We start from the raw sequence: 16,747 nt of genomic DNA, 5'->3' as shown, positions 1-16,747 counted from the left end.
GCAGCTTCCCCAGCCTCAACACACGATCGAGAGGAAGAGCAACCCACATGTGCCAGCACATGCCCGTCTGCCCCAAGGCCGACGAGTCCGACCGTGATGCGGCCAAGCGAATGGTACGTGACGACATCTCGGGCTGGACGCTGCTGTGCAACGGTGTCCTGCTCTTCGACGACACCGGCGAGCTGCTGCCCAACGGGACGGTCATCGCCCCGCACCGCCCTCTCGTCTGCGAGCGAGGTGCCGCATGAGCACCTCTGCCGACATCGTTATCCCGTACATCACCCTCCGCCGGAACGAGGAAGCCGAGAGCTTCCTGATGCTCTGCGCCGGCATGGAGGACGACCGACAAATGCGGCTTGCCTATATGGATGAGGGACGCGAGGACCGTGACCTGCACGGTGTGCTCTGGTCCCGTGTCTCGCAGTCTCTCGGCGCCGACCGACTGCCGACGGGAGTCCCCCACTGGAAGCTGGTCCACCCGTCCAGGCAGCGGGAGACCATGCTCCGCCTGCGCTGCCAAGTGTGCTTCGCGAGCACCAAAGCCGTGCGCCGCCAGGCACCCGAGCGATCCGGCGTCCTGTTCCTACAAACCGCCCAGAGCGACCTGGGCCAGCCTGTTCGTACCTGGCAGCCGCCCGTCTGCGTCGAGCACGCGCAGTTGGCCGCCGCCCGGTGCCCTCCCTTGGACCGCCAGGGGCACGTCGCGCTCCTGGCCCGCCGCTACCGCCTCTACGGAGTGATCGGAACCCCGCACGCGTTGGCCTGCGACGGGGTGCGCGTCCTGGCAGGCAACGACACCCCGATCCCCTACGGCGACCCGCGGCTGCGCTGGTTCCTCGCCTCCCAACTCGTCCGCGAGCTGTCCGACTTCGAAGTCGTGGACCTGGCGGATCTCACGCCCGCCACCTAGGCCCCGCTCGGCGTTCCTGTGCTGATGGCGGAACGCCGAGCGGCACCACCTCCCCTAGCACACCCCCTGTTCAACAGCCGCTTTCGGCTGCCCGCTGACCTGGAGAAATGATGCTCACCGCACCCACCTACCGCACCGTCGAGGGCGCCTACCTTGATCTGCTACGGGTGGCCTGCGACAGTCCCGAGTTCAACATCGCGGCCCGCGGCAACGACGCACGAGAGGTCATCGGCGTCAGCTTCCGACTGCCCAACCCGCGCCAGCGCCTGCCCTACCTCGCCGCGCGGAAGGCCAACCCGGTCTTCCAGTTCGCCGAGGCGCTCTGGTATCTGGCCGGCCGCCGAGATCTGGAGATGATCGGCTACTACGCGCCGTCGATGCGCTCCAGCTCCAAGGACGGCGTCACCCTGGGCGGCTCCGCCTACGGCCACACCCTGTTCAATCCGCCCGCTGTCGGAGACGCATGGTCCCCGTTCGAGCGGGTGCTGGAGCTGCTGCGCACCGAGGCCGACAGTAAACGCGGGTACCTGCCCGTGTTCTCGGCCGCTGAACTGACCGTCGCCGACAACCCGGACATGGCGTGCCTGGCCGGTCTTCACCTGTTCGTCCGCGATGGTCGCCTGCACATGGTGTGCCACATGCGGGCCAACGATCTGGACTGCGGCCTGCTGTCCGACGTGTTCTCGTTCACGATGATCCAGGAGTACGCGGCCATCCAACTCGGCCTGGAGCTGGGCCACTACACCCACACCATCGGCTCGGCGCACGTGAACGAGTGCAACGTGGACCGAGTCCGGCGTGTGCTGAACGAGGCGGAGCTGCGCCGGGCTCCGCACTCGTTTCCGTTCCCTGCAATGTCGGTGACGACCGGCCCCGACACGATCAGGCGGCTGCTGGAACACGAGGCGCTGCTGCGTACCAACACGGTGAAGTACAGCGCGGACGAGATCGCCCGTCTGAACCTCGATGCCTATTGGCAGCAAGCGGTGCTGTTGTTCGAGGTGTACCGGCAGATCAGGCACGACGAGAGCGACGCCGTCGGCCGTGACGTCCTCGACTGTCTGCACCCGGGCCTGCGCTGGCTGTGCGAGAACAAGTGGGAGGCCTGCGCGGGAGCGGAGGGGGCGAAGTGAGCGGCAGGCCGCCGGCGGGTGGTGTGGTCAGGGGCATCGACTTCGGCCGGTGGGCCGTCGTGCTGTGTAAGCCGGACGCTGTGGAACGCGACCTGGTCGACGCTGTCCTGGACCGGGTCGAGGGCGCGGGCGTGTCCATTGTCGGGCGCATGGAGCTGGTCGCAAAGGCGTGGCAGGCCCACGTGCACTACTGGGACCTGCTGGTGGACCGCGATTGGTTTTTGGACCGGGACATCGCCGCGTGCCTGGACGAGGCGTACGTGGGGCAGCGCGTCACCGTTGCGCTCGCCCACGGAGAGCCGGGCATGCACGCACGGCTGCGCGACCTGTTGGGCCATTTCGATCCCACGCACGCCGCCGCAGGGACGATCCGCGCGGACCTCGGCCAGGACAGCCTGGAGGCGGCGCTCGCCGAGAAGCGGCTCGTGCGCAACCTCGTGCACACCTCCGACGACGCGGACGCGGCGCGCCGCGATTTCGGAACCTGGTTCGGTGCCGGCCGCCGCGACCTTCTCACCCCACCCCTCTCGGCGCAGAAGCAGATCCGCTGACGCCTGGCCTCAGGAGACCGTGATGAGCACTCCCTCCATCGGCAATCGCCGCCCCCTGCCCATCCTTCCTGTCGAGCAGATCACCAGCCTGAAGCCAGAACTGGCGGACGTGATCGAGTACCGCAAGTCCGGACTGTCGTTGAACTGGATCATCGGCTGCCCGCTCAACTGCGGCTACTGCGTGCGGCACTTGTTCGAGAACTACGGGATGAAGGTCCCGCGGCGGCTGATGAGCGACGAGGACGCCGTGAACCGCCTCGTCAGCCACCCGTACTTCCGGCCGCACCAGACGCCGATCCAGCTCCTCAACCGCGCCACCGACCCCATGCTGCTGATCGTCAAACCGCACCTGTTCAACGTGCTGCGGCAGCTCGACGAGCGCGGCCTGACCAACCACGTCCTGGTCATCACCCGGTGGCGGGTGACGCCCGAGGACTGCGCCGTCCTCAACAGCTTCACGCACCTGCGCCTGACGGTCCTGGTCACGCACTCCAACATCCAGGACCCCAAGATCGAGCCGGTGGCCAGCACCATCGCGGCGAAAAGTCTGCGGACCCTGTACGAGCGCGCCGAGCGGTACCGCACCGTCCTGTACTGGCGGCCGGTCGTGCCCGGCCTGAACGACTCCGATGCCGACATCGCCCGCGCCCGCGAGCTGTCCGAATCCGCGCATGCGACGGTCTTCACCGGCTTGTTCTTCCGCAAGGAGATCGCCGCGTACTACGAGGCCCACGACATGCCCATGCCGTACGAGGAGACCGCTCGCCGCAAGATCATGCCGGAGGTCGCCGAGCAGCGGATTCTCGCCGCTTTCGAGCGCGACAGCGGATGGGGCGCTCTGTTCCGCAAGACCTCATGCGGCGTGGCCTACGCCCACGGGGAGGCCGACTACAACGGGCACTTCGGCATTCGTGAACTGTGCGAGATCTGCCCGCCCGAGCAACTCGCCAGGTGCGAGGCCGCATGGGTCAAGCCGGAGCTGACGGCCGTCACTCGACAGGCCCGGAAGCTCGGCGCGAGCGGCCCGATCGACATCACGGATCGTGCCATCGTCGTGGAGGGACTGGACGAACCTCCGCGCTACTACCTCCAGCACGGCTTCGGCTACCAGTGCCACGACCGCGCCAAGCCTCACCACCACCGCCAGCACGGCCGCGCAGGCATCGGCTGGGCGGCAAAGAACGGACCCACCGCCCCATGAACTTCCCCTCCTGGCCCGAGCTGCTGGTCGTCGATGTCGAAGGCAACGGGCACCACCCGCCCGATCTGGTGGAGGTCGCCGCTCTGCCCGTACGGGACGGACAGCCCGACAAGAGCACCGCCGGCGCCTGGCTGACCCGACCGCGCAGGCCCGTCACGTCGTTCGTTGCCGCTCAGGTGCACGGCCTGACGAACCAGATGCTCGAACAGCAGCCGCGCTGGGAGGAGATCAGCGAAGAGGTACATGCGCGCCTGGGCACCGCATGGATTGCCGCGCACAGCGCGCACGTGGAATACCGCGTGCTGTCCGCGCACCTGCCGCAGTGGCGGCCGGCCGGAGTCATCGACACGCTCCGGCTGGCCAAGGCCACCTACCCCGACCTGCCCAAGTACGGCCTTGACGCCCTGATCAAGCACGTGAAGCCCGACCTGAGCCAGGCCCCCGCGCAGCGTCACCGCGCCACGTTCGACGCATACGCGACCGCGCAGCTCCTCATTGCCGTGGCCAAGCACTACGACCGCTGGGACCAGATCGTCGCGGCCGCCGTCCCGCCCGGCCTGCCCGGCACCCCCGAACCAGAACAGGAGCCCACCCTGTGGTGAACGACCCGACTCCCCTGCGCATCGGCGTCATGGGAGCCCATTCGACCGGCAAGACCCTGCTGCTGCGCCGCATCGAGATGGAGCTGCGCGCGAACGGGGTACAAGTGACCCGCACCGGCAACGTCGGCCGCCGCGCGGCTCTGGTCCCCCTGCCCAAGATGCAGCACCACACGGCGGAATCAACCGCCTGGGTCGCCGCGACGGGCATCGCCGACGAGATCGCCGCAGGCGCCCGCCTGGAAGACGAACCGGTGAAGGTCATCCTGGCGGACCGGGCGACCTGGGACGCGCTCGCCTACTTCCGCGCCGCCCAAGAGTGGCGCCGGCAGCCCATCTCGCGAGCGGACCGCGAATCGCTGTACCGGCTCGCCTCCGCCCGCGGGCACTACGACCTGCTCCTGGCGACCGTCCTGGACCCCGAGGCCCCCGTGATGAAGCGCAGCCGCGACTACGACGCCCGCTACCGCACGCTGGTCGACCGCCACACCCACGACCTGCTGCGCGAGGAGAACCTGCCGCATGTGCGCGTTACCAACACCGAGGCCAGCTACGACCTCGCCATCGAGCACGCGCTCACGCTCTGCCTGACGGAGGCACCGGTATGACCAGCTCCCTGCCCGGTGGAACCATCCGGATCGCCGGGAAGACCGTCTCCCGTCTCGGCCTGGGCACCATGCGCCTGACCGGAGCAGGAACCTGGGGCGACCCCGACGACCGCGGCCAGGGACTCGGCGTGCTCCGCCAGGCCGTCCACACCTACGGCATCACCCACATCGACACCGCGGACGCCTACGGCCCGCACACCGTTGAAGAGCTGATCGCGGAAGCACTGCACCCCTACCCGGACGAAACTCCTCGTCGCGACCAAGGTCGGCCTCCTGCGGCCGGCGCCCAACGTGTGGGCCCCACACGGGCATCCGGCCTACCTGCGGGCGTGTGTCGAGGCGAGCCTGCGCCGTCTGAAGGCCGAACGGCTGGAGCTGTGCCCTGCAAAGCCGCTCACCGGCTTCGGGGCGTCTTGTTCAGCCTGGCGGATCCACTCGGTCAGTAGGAATCCGCGCCGGTGGCGGAGGAGCTCGGCGAAGTCGCGGGCGATGTCCGGGCAGGCGATCCGCACGTCGAGCAGGCGGCGTTCGAGTTCGGGTGGAAGGGTGCCTTGCGCGCGACCGAGTGCGCTCACCGTGAGAGACGCGGCAAGTGGACTCAGGCCCATGCTCGTCCTCTCCGGCGAGATCGTCCTGGTGTGGCTGCGCATCGACGCAGAGGCCCGCCGCGCGGACGAGCTCGGGGCGGAGGTCGGGCTGCGGGGCGATGCGGTGACGACCCTCGCGGAGGACATACGGATACTGCGGAAGCAGGTCAAAGCGGAAGGCGGGACGCCGGCGGCGCCGGATCCGTCCCGGGCGGTCGACGATCTACCGGACCGCGTAGGGGATCCCGTGCTCGTGCCGGGCCCTCGAGGCCCGCAAGGCGCATCGGGGAAACCAGCGCCGACGATCACCCCTTCCCCGGGCCCGCAGGGTTGCACCTGGCGCAGACTCGACGGTGCCCGGACCGCCTGGCGCCGACTCGACCGTGCCCGGCCCTTCCGGTCCACCTGGGCCCGCGGGGCAGGACGGAAAGGACGGCACGAACGGGACCGACGGGACGACGCAGTGCCCTGACGGCTACACGTGGCAGACCCCTGCCGACGACCCCGATGCACTGATATGCCGCCGGGCTGGGGCTCCGCCGCTGCAGCAACCAGACCCAGAGGACAGTACGCGCCGACCGCGGCCGGCCTGGATCCGCAGCGCCGCCAGTACGTCTGACCCCGAACGACACAGCCCCCTGCGTGGTCGCGAGGACCACGCAGGGGGCGTTACGTCATGCCTCGGCTCGGTCCAGTGCGTCAATAGCTTTCACGATCAGGGCACGGGCGTCGGCCCCGTACACGGCCATGCTGCGCAGCTCGGAGAACGCGCTCAGGTACTGGTCGATCTCCGACTGCTGCTTGATCCGCACCTGAGCCGTCACCAGCTCCACGGACACGAGCTTGTCGTCGTACACGTGGAACGTTTCCCGCGGCCACTGGCGCCGCTCGACGGTGTCCGAGGGAATGATGCCGAGCGAGACCCCGGGCAGGGCCCCGGCCGTCAACAGATGGCCAAGCTGCGCGGCCATCGCCGCGGCGTCGCCGAGCTGGTAGTAGAGGCTCGCTTCCTCGACGACGAACAGGAAGCGGCGGCCCTGCTCGTGCAGAATCTTCGACCGGTCGATCCGGGCCTGTGCCGCCGCCGGGCTGTCGTCGACTTCCAGGGCGTGTGACCGCGCGGAGATGTGCAGGATGCCGGCCGCGTAGCCGACGGTCTGCAGGAGCCCGGGAACGAGCGTCGCGGAGTACACACGGAAGAGGTGCGAGTTGGTGAACAGGCGGCCGGTCGTGATCTGGAGCTGCTTGAGCCCGTGGCGGACGTGCTGTCGCCACTCGGTGTACATGGCCTCCGCGTCGATGGACTGCTCGACGAGGGCTGCGGCCTCGCTGTCTGCCCCGCATGCAGCGCACCAGCGGCGGATGTCGTCGGGCGACGGCGGTGTCTGCGCCTTCTCCAGACGGTAGGTCTTCGGGTGCGACCAGCCGCACCGCTTGGCCAGTTCAGGCCCCGTCAGCCCAGCGTCGGCGCGCAGTGCACGCAGCCTTGCGGCGACGCGCTCGCGGGCTCTCTGCGCGGACGACGAGGGGGATGTGGGCATGAACTGGCCTTACAACTTCCGCTAGTTGATCTCATACTGGTCGTGCGGGATCGCGAGATCCCACACTGTCTCGAACGCCTCGGTGCACAGTTTCGCTTCGGCCGGGTCCTCGGACACTTCCGCGCCTGCGAACAGTCCGGCGCCGGTGAAGTGGTTCCACCGGATCAGCCGGCCGTCGAACAGCCAGAAGTCGTTCCCCGGCAGCGCGATCCCCGAGGCGCGTCGGCGAGGCAGCCAGCGCACCTGTTCACCCGCGGCCACGTTGACGACGGTGCCACCGTGCTCGTAGCGGATGTAGTCGCTCACGGGCTCGGACACGATGCGCGCCCGGCGCACGGTCACGCCTCGGGCGACCGTCGCCTTGATGAGGTCCGTCCACGGGCCCCACGCCTCCGACTGCGGGTCGACGTCCCGCACCCCGGTCGCACACCAGCGCGCGAAGTCATCTGCCTCGTTCGTCACCCCGTAGGCGTCCCGCATCTCTAGGTGCACGGCGGAGTGCTGAGCGATGCCGATGAGCTCAGGAAACGGCGGCGCGCTCAAGGGCATCGCATGCCTCCCTCAGGACCGTCACCATCCGCGCGGGCACGCGCACGACGGCTTCATGGTCGGGGATCCCCACGGCATGCCCGGGGGCCGTGAACGCGGCCGCTGCCGCCTCCAGTTCGGGCGACGGCTTCCAACCCTGGATGACCAGCTCTTGCTCCTTCTCGTCGACCCACACGGTGGGGCTCTCGCTCGTACCGGTGTTGGGGTCGATCCCGATGAAACGTAGTTCCACGTCAGCCTCCGAGCTCGGAATGTGCATGGATGAACACCAACATCAGCCCTGCGGGTTACCGGGTCAAGGGCCCGAACTGGCCACTGGCCTGCACAGTGTGAATCCGTGTACATCGGTGAACATTCCTAGAGGTGGCGCACGCGACGGTCCTAGCTTCGAGAGCACGCGGCAACGACCAGCGCTCGATGACGAGCGGGATACCTGCGGAGGCTCCATGCCAACCACTCAACCCCGAGCTCTCGACGCGCCGGACAGAATCCCCGCCCTCCTCGCGGACGCCTTCTCGGCGAACCAGGACCGCCCGGACCCCCAGTCCAGACAACGGCTCAGCCTGGAACTGCGGTCCGAGATCCGACGGCTGCTGCCCAAGGTCCAAGCCCAGATGGACAGCATCACCCCACGCACCCGCGCCTGGTACGCACGGGACACGGCCATCGACGCGGCACGTGAGGAGCTCGCCAAGGGACTCAGCCCCAGCAGCCTCGCCGCGTGCCTCACCATCACCGAACTCGGGCGCAGGCTCCGCGTCCTGGACGAGTTCGCCGGAGGCGAACGGTGAGTCACGAGGGCATGCGGATCTGCTGGACGTGTCAGAAGCCGATCCGGCCCGGTGAGAAGACCCGGAAGACCGACGTGTTCAGCGCGTCCGGGCCCGGCGCCACTGTGGAGTACCACGCCCCGCTATGCCCGGTCACCCCGCCTCCGTACCAGCGGGGTCCCGTCCCGCGCAGTCACTAGACCCCCGCCGCCGGGTGCCGAAGCGTGATCGGCGGTGGGACAGGGCGGGCCGCTCGTCGGCAAATGAACCGCCTACTCCGTAGTCCCCGCCCCGTCCGGTGGACCTCCTCCCCATCCCATCTGCCCGCACCGCCCTCCGCGGAAGGAACGCTCGTGCACCAACTGATCGCCAGTCCGTTCCTCAGTGACTACCTCCTCTTGCACCCTGGTCATCCCTCGGGCGTCCGGATCCCTGAGGCCCGCTACAACGAGCTGCGCGCCCTCACGGGGCTGGCTTTATTCACGAGTATTGAAGTCAGTTGTTCACGGGTCTGGGAGGCACCCAGATCTACGGCCTGGTTATGTTCACGAGTTTCGACGTCACTGGGGTACGTGCACGGGCAGCAGCGGGATGCTCCTGCTGAAAGGGCCCTGGCTATTGCCGAGGTACACGTGATGGTGCGCGCCCTCGGCGGGCTACGGCACCGAATCTGACGGCCGGCGACGCGTATCAGGTGGTCGAGGCGATTGCTCGGGTGACGGCCGTGATCGCCGGGGTGGGGCGGCCGGGGAGCCGCGCCACGAGAACCCGGCGGATCTCGGGAGGTGCTCCTTCGACGTGCAGCAGGCTCACCCCGGGCGGCAGCACCGGCGAGAGCCGCGAGGGCACCGTTGTCACCCCGAAGCCACCGGCGACCAGCTGAAGCTTCGTCAGCCAGTCGCGCGCGCAGTGGACGATGTCTGGCCGTCCGGGCAGGCCAGGCCAGACACCGAGCAGTGGCTCGGCGTTCGACGCTGGGGCGGCAATCCACGGGGCGTCGATCAGTTCGTCGACGTGCACCGCGGTGCGGCCGGCGAACTCTCCGGTCGAAGGCACCGCCACGACCAGTTCGGTGTCCGTAACGGTCTCGGTGTGCAGGCGCGGCGACTCGCCGTCCAAAGGCCGGTGGGGCGGGCGGGAGGTCAGTACGGCGAGGTCGATCGAGCCCGCGCGCAGTGCCCGGATCAGGGAGGGCGTGGTGCCCTCGGTAGTCGTGACCGTGATCTGCGGGTCGGTCGCCGCGAGGCGGGTGAGTGAGCGAGGCAGGATGGCCGCGCCCGCGCTCAGGAACAGTCCGAGCCGCACGAGTTCGGTCCGCGGGACGGTGCCGGTGAGGTCGCGCTCGGCTGCCGTCAGGCAGTCCAGGATCGTGCGAGCGTGGCGCAGCAGGGTCAGACCCGCGGGGGTGAGCCGCACTCCATCGGGACGGCGTTCGAACAGGGCGGTGCCCGCGCTTCGTTCGAGGGCGGCGGCCTGGCGTGAGACCGCCGACTGTGTGTAGCCGAGCCGGGTGGCTGCTGCGGTGAAGCTGCCGGACTCGGCGATCTGCCGCAGCACCCGTAGGCCTGTGCTGGAGATGTCCATGCGGCATACGCATACCACGGATGCTTGATCGTCGCTTCCCGCATGCCCGGCAGGCTCCTAGGGTCGATCCCGACGAACACGGAGGTCATCACGTGCGAGCAGCAGTTCTGACGCAGTTCGGCGCCCCGCTCACGGTGCGGGAGGTTCCCGACCCCCAGGCCGGCGGCGGCGAGGTGGTGGTCGAGGTCCTCGCCGCCAGCGTGGCGCCCTACGCGGCTGAGGTCTTCAGCGGCGAGCGGAACTATCCCCTGGTCCCTCCCGTCGTGCCCGGCATCGGAGGGGTGGGACGGGTCGTCCACGTGGGCCCGGACGCCACCCGGCTGCGCCCCGGCGACCTGGTGTGGTGCGACTCGACGGTGCGCTCGCGGGATGACGCCCTGACGCCCGACATCACGCTCCAGGGCTGGAGTTCCCGCGGCGAGGGCGGCGCGCGCCTCGCCCGGTACCTGCACGACGGATCGTTCGCCGAGCTCATGCGGGTCCCGACGGAGAACGTCTTCCCGCTCCCCGCAGCGGCGGGGGACGACCCGGCCCGCTGGGCCGCGCTCGGCGTGCACGTCATCCCTTACGGCGGGCTGCTGGCCGGCGGGCTCGCAGCCGGTGAGACGCTGCTCGTCAACGGGGCCACCGGCAACCTCGGCAGCAGTGCGGTTGCGGTCGCGCTCGCGATGGGGGCGGGCCGCGTGGTCGCCCCAGGCCGCAACCAGGCCGCGCTCGACCTCCTCGCCGACCGATTCGGTCCGCTCGTGCGCCGGGTCCCGCTCACCGGGGACGACGCCGGCGACCGCGCGGCGATGTCCGCGGCGGCCGACGGCCCGATCGATATGGTGATCGACCTGCTACCGCCGAGCGCACCCAGCTCGGCAGCGCGCACGGCAGCCATGACCGTGCGCGAATACGGCCGCGTCGTCCTCATGGGCGGCGTCGGCATGCTCGGTGGCGACGACCTCGCCCTCCCGTACCCATGGATCATGCGCAACTCGATCACCGTACGCGGCCAGTGGATGTACCCGCGTACAGCGAACGTCGGCATCATCAGGCTCCTCGCCTCCGGCCGCCTTGACCTCGCCGCCGAACGGGTCCGGTCGTTCGGCCTCAACGCCGTCAACGACGCCGTCACCTACGCCGCCTCACATGGCGGCCCGTTCGACCGCACCACCCTCACCCCACCGGCTCACTGACAAGACCGACTGATCCCCATACGTAAGCGCCACGCCCCCGCCCTCACGAGCGCAGGCCGCCATACTGCTGCTGCTATTTCTCGTTCGAGGGCCTCGACTGGGAGGGCAAACAGCAGCTGCTCCGCACGATGCGCGACGCCGGCGTCCTGTGGCTGCAGATCACGGGCGGCGAGGCACTCATCGACCGAGAGTTCGACGCGGCCTACGAGTACGCCCACCAGCTGGGCATGATGGTGCAAGTCTCCTCGAACGGCTCGTCCCTGCGGAAGGCTCCGATCCGTGAGCTGTTCGCCCGGTCCGCGTTGGCGCTTATGCCGTGAATCCGACGTGCTCTATGTGAAGGGTGCGGTTTGCATCGTCGATGCGGTAGAGGAGGCGCCAGCGGCCGACGCGCAGGCGGCGGTGGCTGGTTCCCCACGGGGTGCTGCCCGCCGGTTTCGGGTCCTCGGCGAGCATGTCGCTTGCCGCGAACACCTCATCCAGCGTGTCGGGGCTTTCCTCCAGGAAACGCACCGTGGCGTTGACTGCGGACGGCTCCCAGGTGACGGTCCAGCTCACCGGGCGGCACCGCGCTCAGCGGCCTGCCGGAACAGAGCGCGGGCATCGGTGTCGGCGACAGGTGCAATCTGCGCGCCGAGCGCGCGGTCGCGTTCGAGGCGGGCCACGGCCAGGGCGTCCTCCATGTCTTCCAGCTCGGCGGGAGAAATGAGGACGGCGGTGGGCTGGCCGCGGTCAGTGAGGACCACGCGCTCGTGCTGGGCGGCACGGCGGGCTAGCTCTCCGAGCTGGCCGCGCGCCTCAGTGATCGGATATGAAGCTGCCATGTATCTACATTACACCTAGTGCACACTTTGTGGGATGGCTCCGCACCGCCGGCCGCGCCAGGATCATGCACAGGCACCTTCCCTCGGTGGCGCAAGCCCGGCGCCGCCGAACGCCTCCACCCCACACGCGTCGCGGACCGGCCGGAAGCGCTGGCCGTGCTCCTGGTCGACCCCGGCCAACCCGCACACTGCGCTTCCAGTTCGGGGCTCGGCTTCCGTCCCTGAACGACGAACCGCCGAACACATCGGCTGGCGTTCGCAGGGCACACCTCGGCCTGTTTACCACCAGGACCGTCATTCCACCGATACCTCGGTGAGGGCTGCACGGTGAGTGTCGCGGTGAGGGCCAGCGGCCATCATCCGCCTCGGTGGCTGCCGTCCGGCGGTTCCCTCCACCGGTGTGAGGAGACATGACCTTGGTTCAGTACCTGATGGGAGGCGGCTTGCGCTGGGCCGCGGCGGCAGCTGATGACGGGCAGAGCGGGTGGATCGCCTCCCGGCTGGTTTCCCTGCTGCCCGACACCATGGCCGAACTGCAGATCTGGGTGGTCTGCGTCGTGGTTGCAGCCGGGGTCCTGGGTGGGCTTGGATCGCGCCGGCTGACGGTGCAGGCGAAGAAGCAACGGTCAGGGTTCGACGGCACAGCCGACGCGCTTACCGAGGGGTTGGCCGTCGCGTTCAGCGGGCTGTGGCGTTTTGCCGCCGGACAGCCGCTGTGGGGCGAGCCCCGCAGCGATGCGACCTTCTTGCACCGGGGCGTCCTCCTGGACCGAAGGCCGCTCAATGCAGCGGGCACCTTGGCGCAGGGAGCCGACGCCACCAGCGCAACGTCCGCCGTCGAACAGACCGAAGCAGGTGCAAAAGCCCCGGGCGGGGCCGCTCGATTGGACGTATGGCATCAATGGCCGGGGGCGGCGCGCTCCGTCGTGCGTCTGGGCGCGATGGCCGCAGGATTCGGCCTATGGCGTGCACCGATGGGAACGCTCGCCGCGCTCGCAGTTGCGGTGCCCCTGTCTCTCGTGTTGATGAAGGTGATGGGCAACAAGGGCGCCGACCGAACCGATGCGCAGATCTACGGGCCCGGGCTGTGGGCTGCGCTGATCCAGGTGCTGCGTCTGTCTGGCGAGGATCAGGAGCGTGGCGATGGCTACTGGATGGGCCTCTGTGATGACCTGGACAGTGATGGCGCGCGCATCGTGATCCGGTTGCCTCTGCAGTGGCTCGGGCACGAGAAGGAACGCGCGGCGCTGGCTCTAGCCGTCGCTACCCGCGTTCCCGGTGAATGGCGGGGCGCCTACTTCCAGCGCGGTCGGCGCCACTATGCCGAGTTCACGCCGAAGCCGGCGCCGAAGCCGCGGCCGCAGCTGGCGCCCTCGGTTCCCTGGAGGTCGACCGGCAACCCGTTCAAGGTGTACGTCGGCCAGGCCATCGAGGGAGAGCGCGTCGTCGATGTGGTGGTGTCCACCGAATCGGACACCCCGCACTGGGGCGTTGCCGGGGACACCGGATCTGGCAAGTCCACGGTCTTGTACATCCCCGTGGTGCACGGGCGTCTGAACGGCTGGGTCGTGGACATCCTCGACAACAAGGAAAACTCGATGATCGAGGCCGAGGGACACAGCGGCGTGCGGGTCCACAAGACGACCCGTGCCTGCATGGGCGCCATCGCCGAGTTCATGACGTCGATGATCGCGGCGGAGAAGGCCAATGGTCTGGACGGCGACCCGAGGCTTCGGCAGATGCTGGTGCCCCGGCTCCTCGTCATCGACGAACTGCCGACCCTCATCCGGTTCGCCTACACGTGGTGGAAGTTCGGGATCCGGCAGAAGGGCACGCCGCCGTTCATCGACTGGTTCACCATCATCTTGATGATGGGGCGCTCTTCGGGGCACCGCGTCGTCGTCGGTGCCCAGCAGTTCGACAACGCGCTGTTCGGCGGCACGATCGGCCGGAAGCAGATCGGCACGAAGATCACCATTGGTAAGCAGGACATGGTGAGTTGGGGTGTCGCCTTCGGGCAGAACGCGCCGCGTTTCGGATACGACACAGACGTCAAGGGCCGCGGGGCGTACGCCGACAAGAAGACCGACCCAGACGGCGGTGACTTCGCCTGGGTGCGGGAGTTTCAGGCCGCCTACATCACCCCGCACGTCAAGGAACTGCTGGCTGAGGCACCCGAGGCGCCGCAGTGGTTCGACCGTGGAGAGATGGCCCCGTGGATCACCCCCGAGGCGCTCATGCAGGCCCAGGAGGAAGCGGCCGCTGACAACTTCCTTCCGGGTGGGGAATTCGCACCGCTGTCCCGGCCGGTTGTCCCGATGCGTCGAAACAGGGGGCACCAGGGGGGTCCTGCCTGGTCAGGCACCGGGACTGCCCTTCTCGGGACGGTGAGCGGGACAACGGCCGGGACAGTCGAGCAGGCCGTGGCGCTGGCGAGTGAGCGGGCCGAGGACGAGGCACTGCCCGAGACGTACAGCATCGCCGAGGCGTGTAAGCGGGGCATCCTGCCGTGGTCCTACGACACGGCGCGCAAGTACCTTCTGCAGCGCTCCAAGGCCAAGGGTGTCCCCGTTCCGGACGGCGTAACGGACGGAAAGGTCACCTACTACACCGAGCCGGAACTCCAGTCGTGGCTCAAGGCTTGGAGCGCGGCCGGGGCCGCCGCCTAGCGCATCGGTGTGGTCCCGGCCGTTGCCGGCCGTGACCACCCGGGCGAAACAGCACGCTCGGCGCGGCTCGGACACTGCTCTGACGACTGATCAGAGCAGCGAACGACTGCGCGAGGCGCGTGCATGACAGGGTGAAGATTGCTGACTGTTGATGACGGAGGGGCGGCAGTACGTGACTGCGGCGAAGGAACCGAGGGAACCGACCAAGCTGACCCGGACCCATCGCATCCTGATCGGGGTCGTCGTCGCCGGTGCGGTGGTCATCGCCGGCATCGGCTTTGCGGGCTCGTACGCGGCCGTTCGCGAGCTCGCCTTCAAGAAAGGCTTCGGGGCGTTCAGTTACGCACTGCCGGTCGGGATCGACGCGGGTATCTGCGTACTGCTCGCCCTGGACCTGCTGCTGACCTGGATCCGCATCCCGTTCCCCCTGCTGCGGCAGACGGCGTGGCTGCTGACGGCGGCGACGATCGCGTTCAACGGCGCGGCCGCCTGGCCGGACCCGCTGGGCGTGGGCATGCACGCCGTCATCCCGATCCTGTTCGTCGTCGCGGTCGAGGCGGCCCGGCACGCGATCGGCCGCATCGCGGACATCACCGTCGACAAGCACATGGAGGGCGTGCGCCTCACGCGCTGGCTGCTCTCCCCGCTGCCCACGTTCCTGCTGTGGCGACGCATGAAGCTGTGGGAGCTGCGCAGCTATGAGGCGGTCATCAAGCTGGAGCAGGAGCGCCTGGTCTACCAGGCGCGCCTGCACTCCCGCTTCGGCCGCGCCTGGCGCCGCAAGGCCCCCGTCGAGTCCCTGATGCCGCTGCGCCTGGCGCGCTTCGGCGTCCCGCTCGCCCAGACCGCCCCCTCGGGCCTGGCCGCCGCCGGCATCGAACCCGCGCTGCTGCCCCCGGCGCCGGCCGTGCCCGTACCCGAGCTGGAGCGCCCCGCCCCCGTGGCCACCGGACCGCAGCCGGCTCCCGCCGCGCCGACGGCTGAGGCTGCAGGAGTGGAAGCGTTGAGCCCCTGGTTCGCGACACCGTCGCCCTCGGCCTCGTACGAGGGAGGCTACGACCGCGCGTACGCCGAGCACGGGCAAGCTGTGGCATTCCTTGCCGGTGCAGCTGCGCAGAGCAATCCGTTCAACAACACCGCGGCCCACGCCGACGCGTGGGAGTTTGAGGTCTCCCCAGCAGACGCACACGGACCCACCGTGACTAACGCCGACGGGCTGGGCCCGGACGTGGAGGCCGAGGACGCCGGCCTGCCGGTGACCGATCCGTCAGTCTCGGGCAGCGCCAGCATCGGCGCGGTGACCGACCAGGCCGTCACCGACACGCTTCCGGTCTTGGGCACTGCGCGAGCCGAGTCGGTCCCCATGCCGGCGGCATCCGCGGCCGCTGCCCCGGTAGCGGGGGAAAGCGGGACGGGATGGACCGCCTCCGGTGGAGGGACCAGTGAATCGGTCACGGTCAGCTCCGGCGAGGAAGCCAGCGCTTGGGAAGCGACCGTGACCGACACGAGCGAGGCCACTGCACGGCTGCCCGAGCAGCAGACCCAGGAGTCGGTTCCCGACCCCGTGCAGCAGGAAATCCTCACGGTGGTCACGTGGCTGGACGAGGCGGACGCCGAGGGCAAGGCGCTCTCAGGCGCGGCGGTGGCCCGCCGCCTGGGCGTCTCTCCCAAGACCGGGCAGCGCCGTGTCATCGCAGCCAAGGAACACCGCGAAGAGCAGCGGCGGCAGCAGGGGCGTGCTCACCTCAGGTCCGTCAACAGCTGACTGAAGCGTGGCGCAGGTGTGACCGGTGACCGATGCGGTCGCCGGTCACTGGCGTATCCGCCTCTTTGCGGTGACCGATCTGCGGCTGTGTCCTGTGACCGATGGAGCGTGACCGATGGCCGATTCCCTGGGATCGGCCATCGGTCACGACCGATTCAAGGGGCTCGGTCGCCGGCCACGGGAAGCCCGGTCACTGCTTGCTCGGCTCGAGGGTGCGTGATCTTCGAGCCCTCGGACTCTCGCCGGACCGGCCGCTGGCACTGACGCCTATGGCG

The 16,747-nt window shown here is 69.2% G+C and carries 19 protein-coding genes and 1 pseudogene; 13 read left to right on the top strand and 7 right to left on the bottom strand.

Translation table 11 applies throughout. From position 1 onward, the window contains the following. Positions 1 to 47: 47 nt before the first annotated feature. From EOT10_RS36825 to EOT10_RS42940, 8 genes and pseudogenes are all read left to right on the top strand, one after another. Entirely contained in the window at positions 48 to 248 is a 201-nt protein-coding gene (locus tag EOT10_RS36825; protein WP_127832757.1) for a DUF5999 family protein, read from the top strand. Further along, the gene (locus EOT10_RS36820) at positions 245 to 910 is read left to right on the top strand and encodes a hypothetical protein (protein WP_223281416.1); all 666 of its coding nucleotides are present in this window, start codon (positions 245 to 247) and stop codon (positions 908 to 910) included. The genes EOT10_RS36825 and EOT10_RS36820 overlap by 4 nt, the downstream gene beginning before the upstream one ends. 110 nt (positions 911 to 1,020) lie before the next feature. After that, positions 1,021 to 2,043 (top strand): thymidylate synthase, encoded by a 1,023-nt coding sequence (locus EOT10_RS36815; RefSeq protein WP_127832756.1) that lies wholly within the window; start codon positions 1,021 to 1,023, stop codon positions 2,041 to 2,043. Then, the gene (locus EOT10_RS36810) at positions 2,040 to 2,594 is read left to right on the top strand and encodes a nucleoside-diphosphate kinase (RefSeq protein ID WP_223281415.1); all 555 of its coding nucleotides are present in this window, start codon (positions 2,040 to 2,042) and stop codon (positions 2,592 to 2,594) included. The genes EOT10_RS36815 and EOT10_RS36810 overlap by 4 nt, the downstream gene beginning before the upstream one ends. Before the next feature lie 22 nt (positions 2,595 to 2,616). Further along, the gene (locus EOT10_RS36805; protein ID WP_127832754.1) at positions 2,617 to 3,795 is read left to right on the top strand and encodes a radical SAM protein; all 1,179 of its coding nucleotides are present in this window, start codon (positions 2,617 to 2,619) and stop codon (positions 3,793 to 3,795) included. Next, positions 3,792 to 4,397: a 3'-5' exonuclease gene (locus EOT10_RS36800; RefSeq protein ID WP_127832753.1), complete on the top strand. Its 606-nt coding sequence runs from the start codon at positions 3,792 to 3,794 to the stop codon at positions 4,395 to 4,397. The genes EOT10_RS36805 and EOT10_RS36800 overlap by 4 nt, the downstream gene beginning before the upstream one ends. Then, positions 4,394 to 5,002: an AAA family ATPase gene (locus tag EOT10_RS36795; RefSeq protein ID WP_223281414.1), complete on the top strand. Its 609-nt coding sequence runs from the start codon at positions 4,394 to 4,396 to the stop codon at positions 5,000 to 5,002. The genes EOT10_RS36800 and EOT10_RS36795 overlap by 4 nt, the downstream gene beginning before the upstream one ends. Next, positions 4,999 to 5,187, top strand: a pseudogene (locus EOT10_RS42940) (aldo/keto reductase); the annotation flags it as partial. The gene EOT10_RS36795 and the pseudogene EOT10_RS42940, both read left to right, overlap by 4 nt. 132 nt (positions 5,188 to 5,319) lie before the next feature. Here EOT10_RS42940 and EOT10_RS42315 read toward each other — a convergent pair. From EOT10_RS42315 to EOT10_RS36775, 4 genes are all read right to left on the bottom strand, one after another. Continuing rightward, positions 5,320 to 5,577 carry a hypothetical protein gene (locus EOT10_RS42315; protein ID WP_223281429.1) on the bottom strand — a complete coding sequence of 86 codons (258 nt, stop codon included), beginning with the start codon at positions 5,575 to 5,577 and terminating at the stop codon, positions 5,320 to 5,322. Between the two features lie 686 nt (positions 5,578 to 6,263). Next, positions 6,264 to 7,130 carry a helix-turn-helix domain-containing protein gene (locus EOT10_RS36785; RefSeq protein WP_127832751.1) on the bottom strand — a complete coding sequence of 289 codons (867 nt, stop codon included), beginning with the start codon at positions 7,128 to 7,130 and terminating at the stop codon, positions 6,264 to 6,266. A 21-nt stretch (positions 7,131 to 7,151) separates the two neighbouring features. Beyond that, positions 7,152 to 7,679, bottom strand: coding sequence for a DUF6879 family protein (locus tag EOT10_RS36780; protein ID WP_127832750.1), 528 nt, complete (start codon positions 7,677 to 7,679; stop codon positions 7,152 to 7,154). Beyond that, positions 7,651 to 7,911 (bottom strand): hypothetical protein, encoded by a 261-nt coding sequence (locus tag EOT10_RS36775; protein WP_127832749.1) that lies wholly within the window; start codon positions 7,909 to 7,911, stop codon positions 7,651 to 7,653. Before EOT10_RS36775 ends, EOT10_RS36780 begins: the two co-directional genes overlap by 29 nt. 214 nt (positions 7,912 to 8,125) lie before the next feature. On the opposite strand from EOT10_RS36775, the gene EOT10_RS36770 reads away from it, so the two are divergent. Next, positions 8,126 to 8,470, top strand: coding sequence for a DUF6415 family natural product biosynthesis protein (locus EOT10_RS36770; RefSeq protein ID WP_127832748.1), 345 nt, complete (start codon positions 8,126 to 8,128; stop codon positions 8,468 to 8,470). 669 nt (positions 8,471 to 9,139) lie between these two features. Here the strand turns inward: EOT10_RS36770 and EOT10_RS36765 are convergent. Further along, positions 9,140 to 10,033, bottom strand: coding sequence for a LysR family transcriptional regulator (locus EOT10_RS36765; RefSeq protein ID WP_127832747.1), 894 nt, complete (start codon positions 10,031 to 10,033; stop codon positions 9,140 to 9,142). A gap of 92 nt (positions 10,034 to 10,125) precedes the next feature. Between EOT10_RS36765 and EOT10_RS36760 the strand changes: the two genes are divergently transcribed. Continuing rightward, entirely contained in the window at positions 10,126 to 11,214 is a 1,089-nt protein-coding gene (locus tag EOT10_RS36760) for an alcohol dehydrogenase catalytic domain-containing protein (protein ID WP_189492568.1), read from the top strand. 128 nt (positions 11,215 to 11,342) lie between these two features. After that, positions 11,343 to 11,534: a hypothetical protein gene (locus tag EOT10_RS36755; RefSeq protein WP_223281413.1), complete on the top strand. Its 192-nt coding sequence runs from the start codon at positions 11,343 to 11,345 to the stop codon at positions 11,532 to 11,534. Here EOT10_RS36755 and EOT10_RS36750 read toward each other — a convergent pair. Together EOT10_RS36750 and EOT10_RS36745 are read right to left on the bottom strand one after the other, a co-directional pair. Further along, positions 11,524 to 11,772 (bottom strand): type II toxin-antitoxin system RelE family toxin, encoded by a 249-nt coding sequence (locus EOT10_RS36750; RefSeq protein ID WP_127832746.1) that lies wholly within the window; start codon positions 11,770 to 11,772, stop codon positions 11,524 to 11,526. The genes EOT10_RS36755 and EOT10_RS36750 overlap by 11 nt on opposite strands. Next, positions 11,769 to 12,038: a type II toxin-antitoxin system Phd/YefM family antitoxin gene (locus tag EOT10_RS36745; protein WP_127832745.1), complete on the bottom strand. Its 270-nt coding sequence runs from the start codon at positions 12,036 to 12,038 to the stop codon at positions 11,769 to 11,771. The genes EOT10_RS36750 and EOT10_RS36745 overlap by 4 nt, the downstream gene beginning before the upstream one ends. A gap of 410 nt (positions 12,039 to 12,448) precedes the next feature. Between EOT10_RS36745 and EOT10_RS36735 the strand changes: the two genes are divergently transcribed. Beyond that, a complete protein-coding gene (locus EOT10_RS36735; protein ID WP_127832744.1) occupies positions 12,449 to 14,707 on the top strand; it encodes a type IV secretory system conjugative DNA transfer family protein in 2,259 nt (752 codons plus the stop codon). A 151-nt stretch (positions 14,708 to 14,858) separates the two neighbouring features. Then, a complete protein-coding gene (locus EOT10_RS36730; protein ID WP_127832743.1) occupies positions 14,859 to 16,472 on the top strand; it encodes a DUF2637 domain-containing protein in 1,614 nt (537 codons plus the stop codon). The last annotated feature ends 275 nt before the right edge of the window (positions 16,473 to 16,747 follow it).

It is taken from the genome of Streptomyces antnestii, from assembly GCF_004005495.1.
Lineage (GTDB): Bacteria > Actinomycetota > Actinomycetes > Streptomycetales > Streptomycetaceae > Streptomyces > Streptomyces antnestii.
The sequence above is the reverse complement of the archived record's forward strand: the minus strand, read 5'-3'. Positions and strand labels throughout refer to the sequence as shown.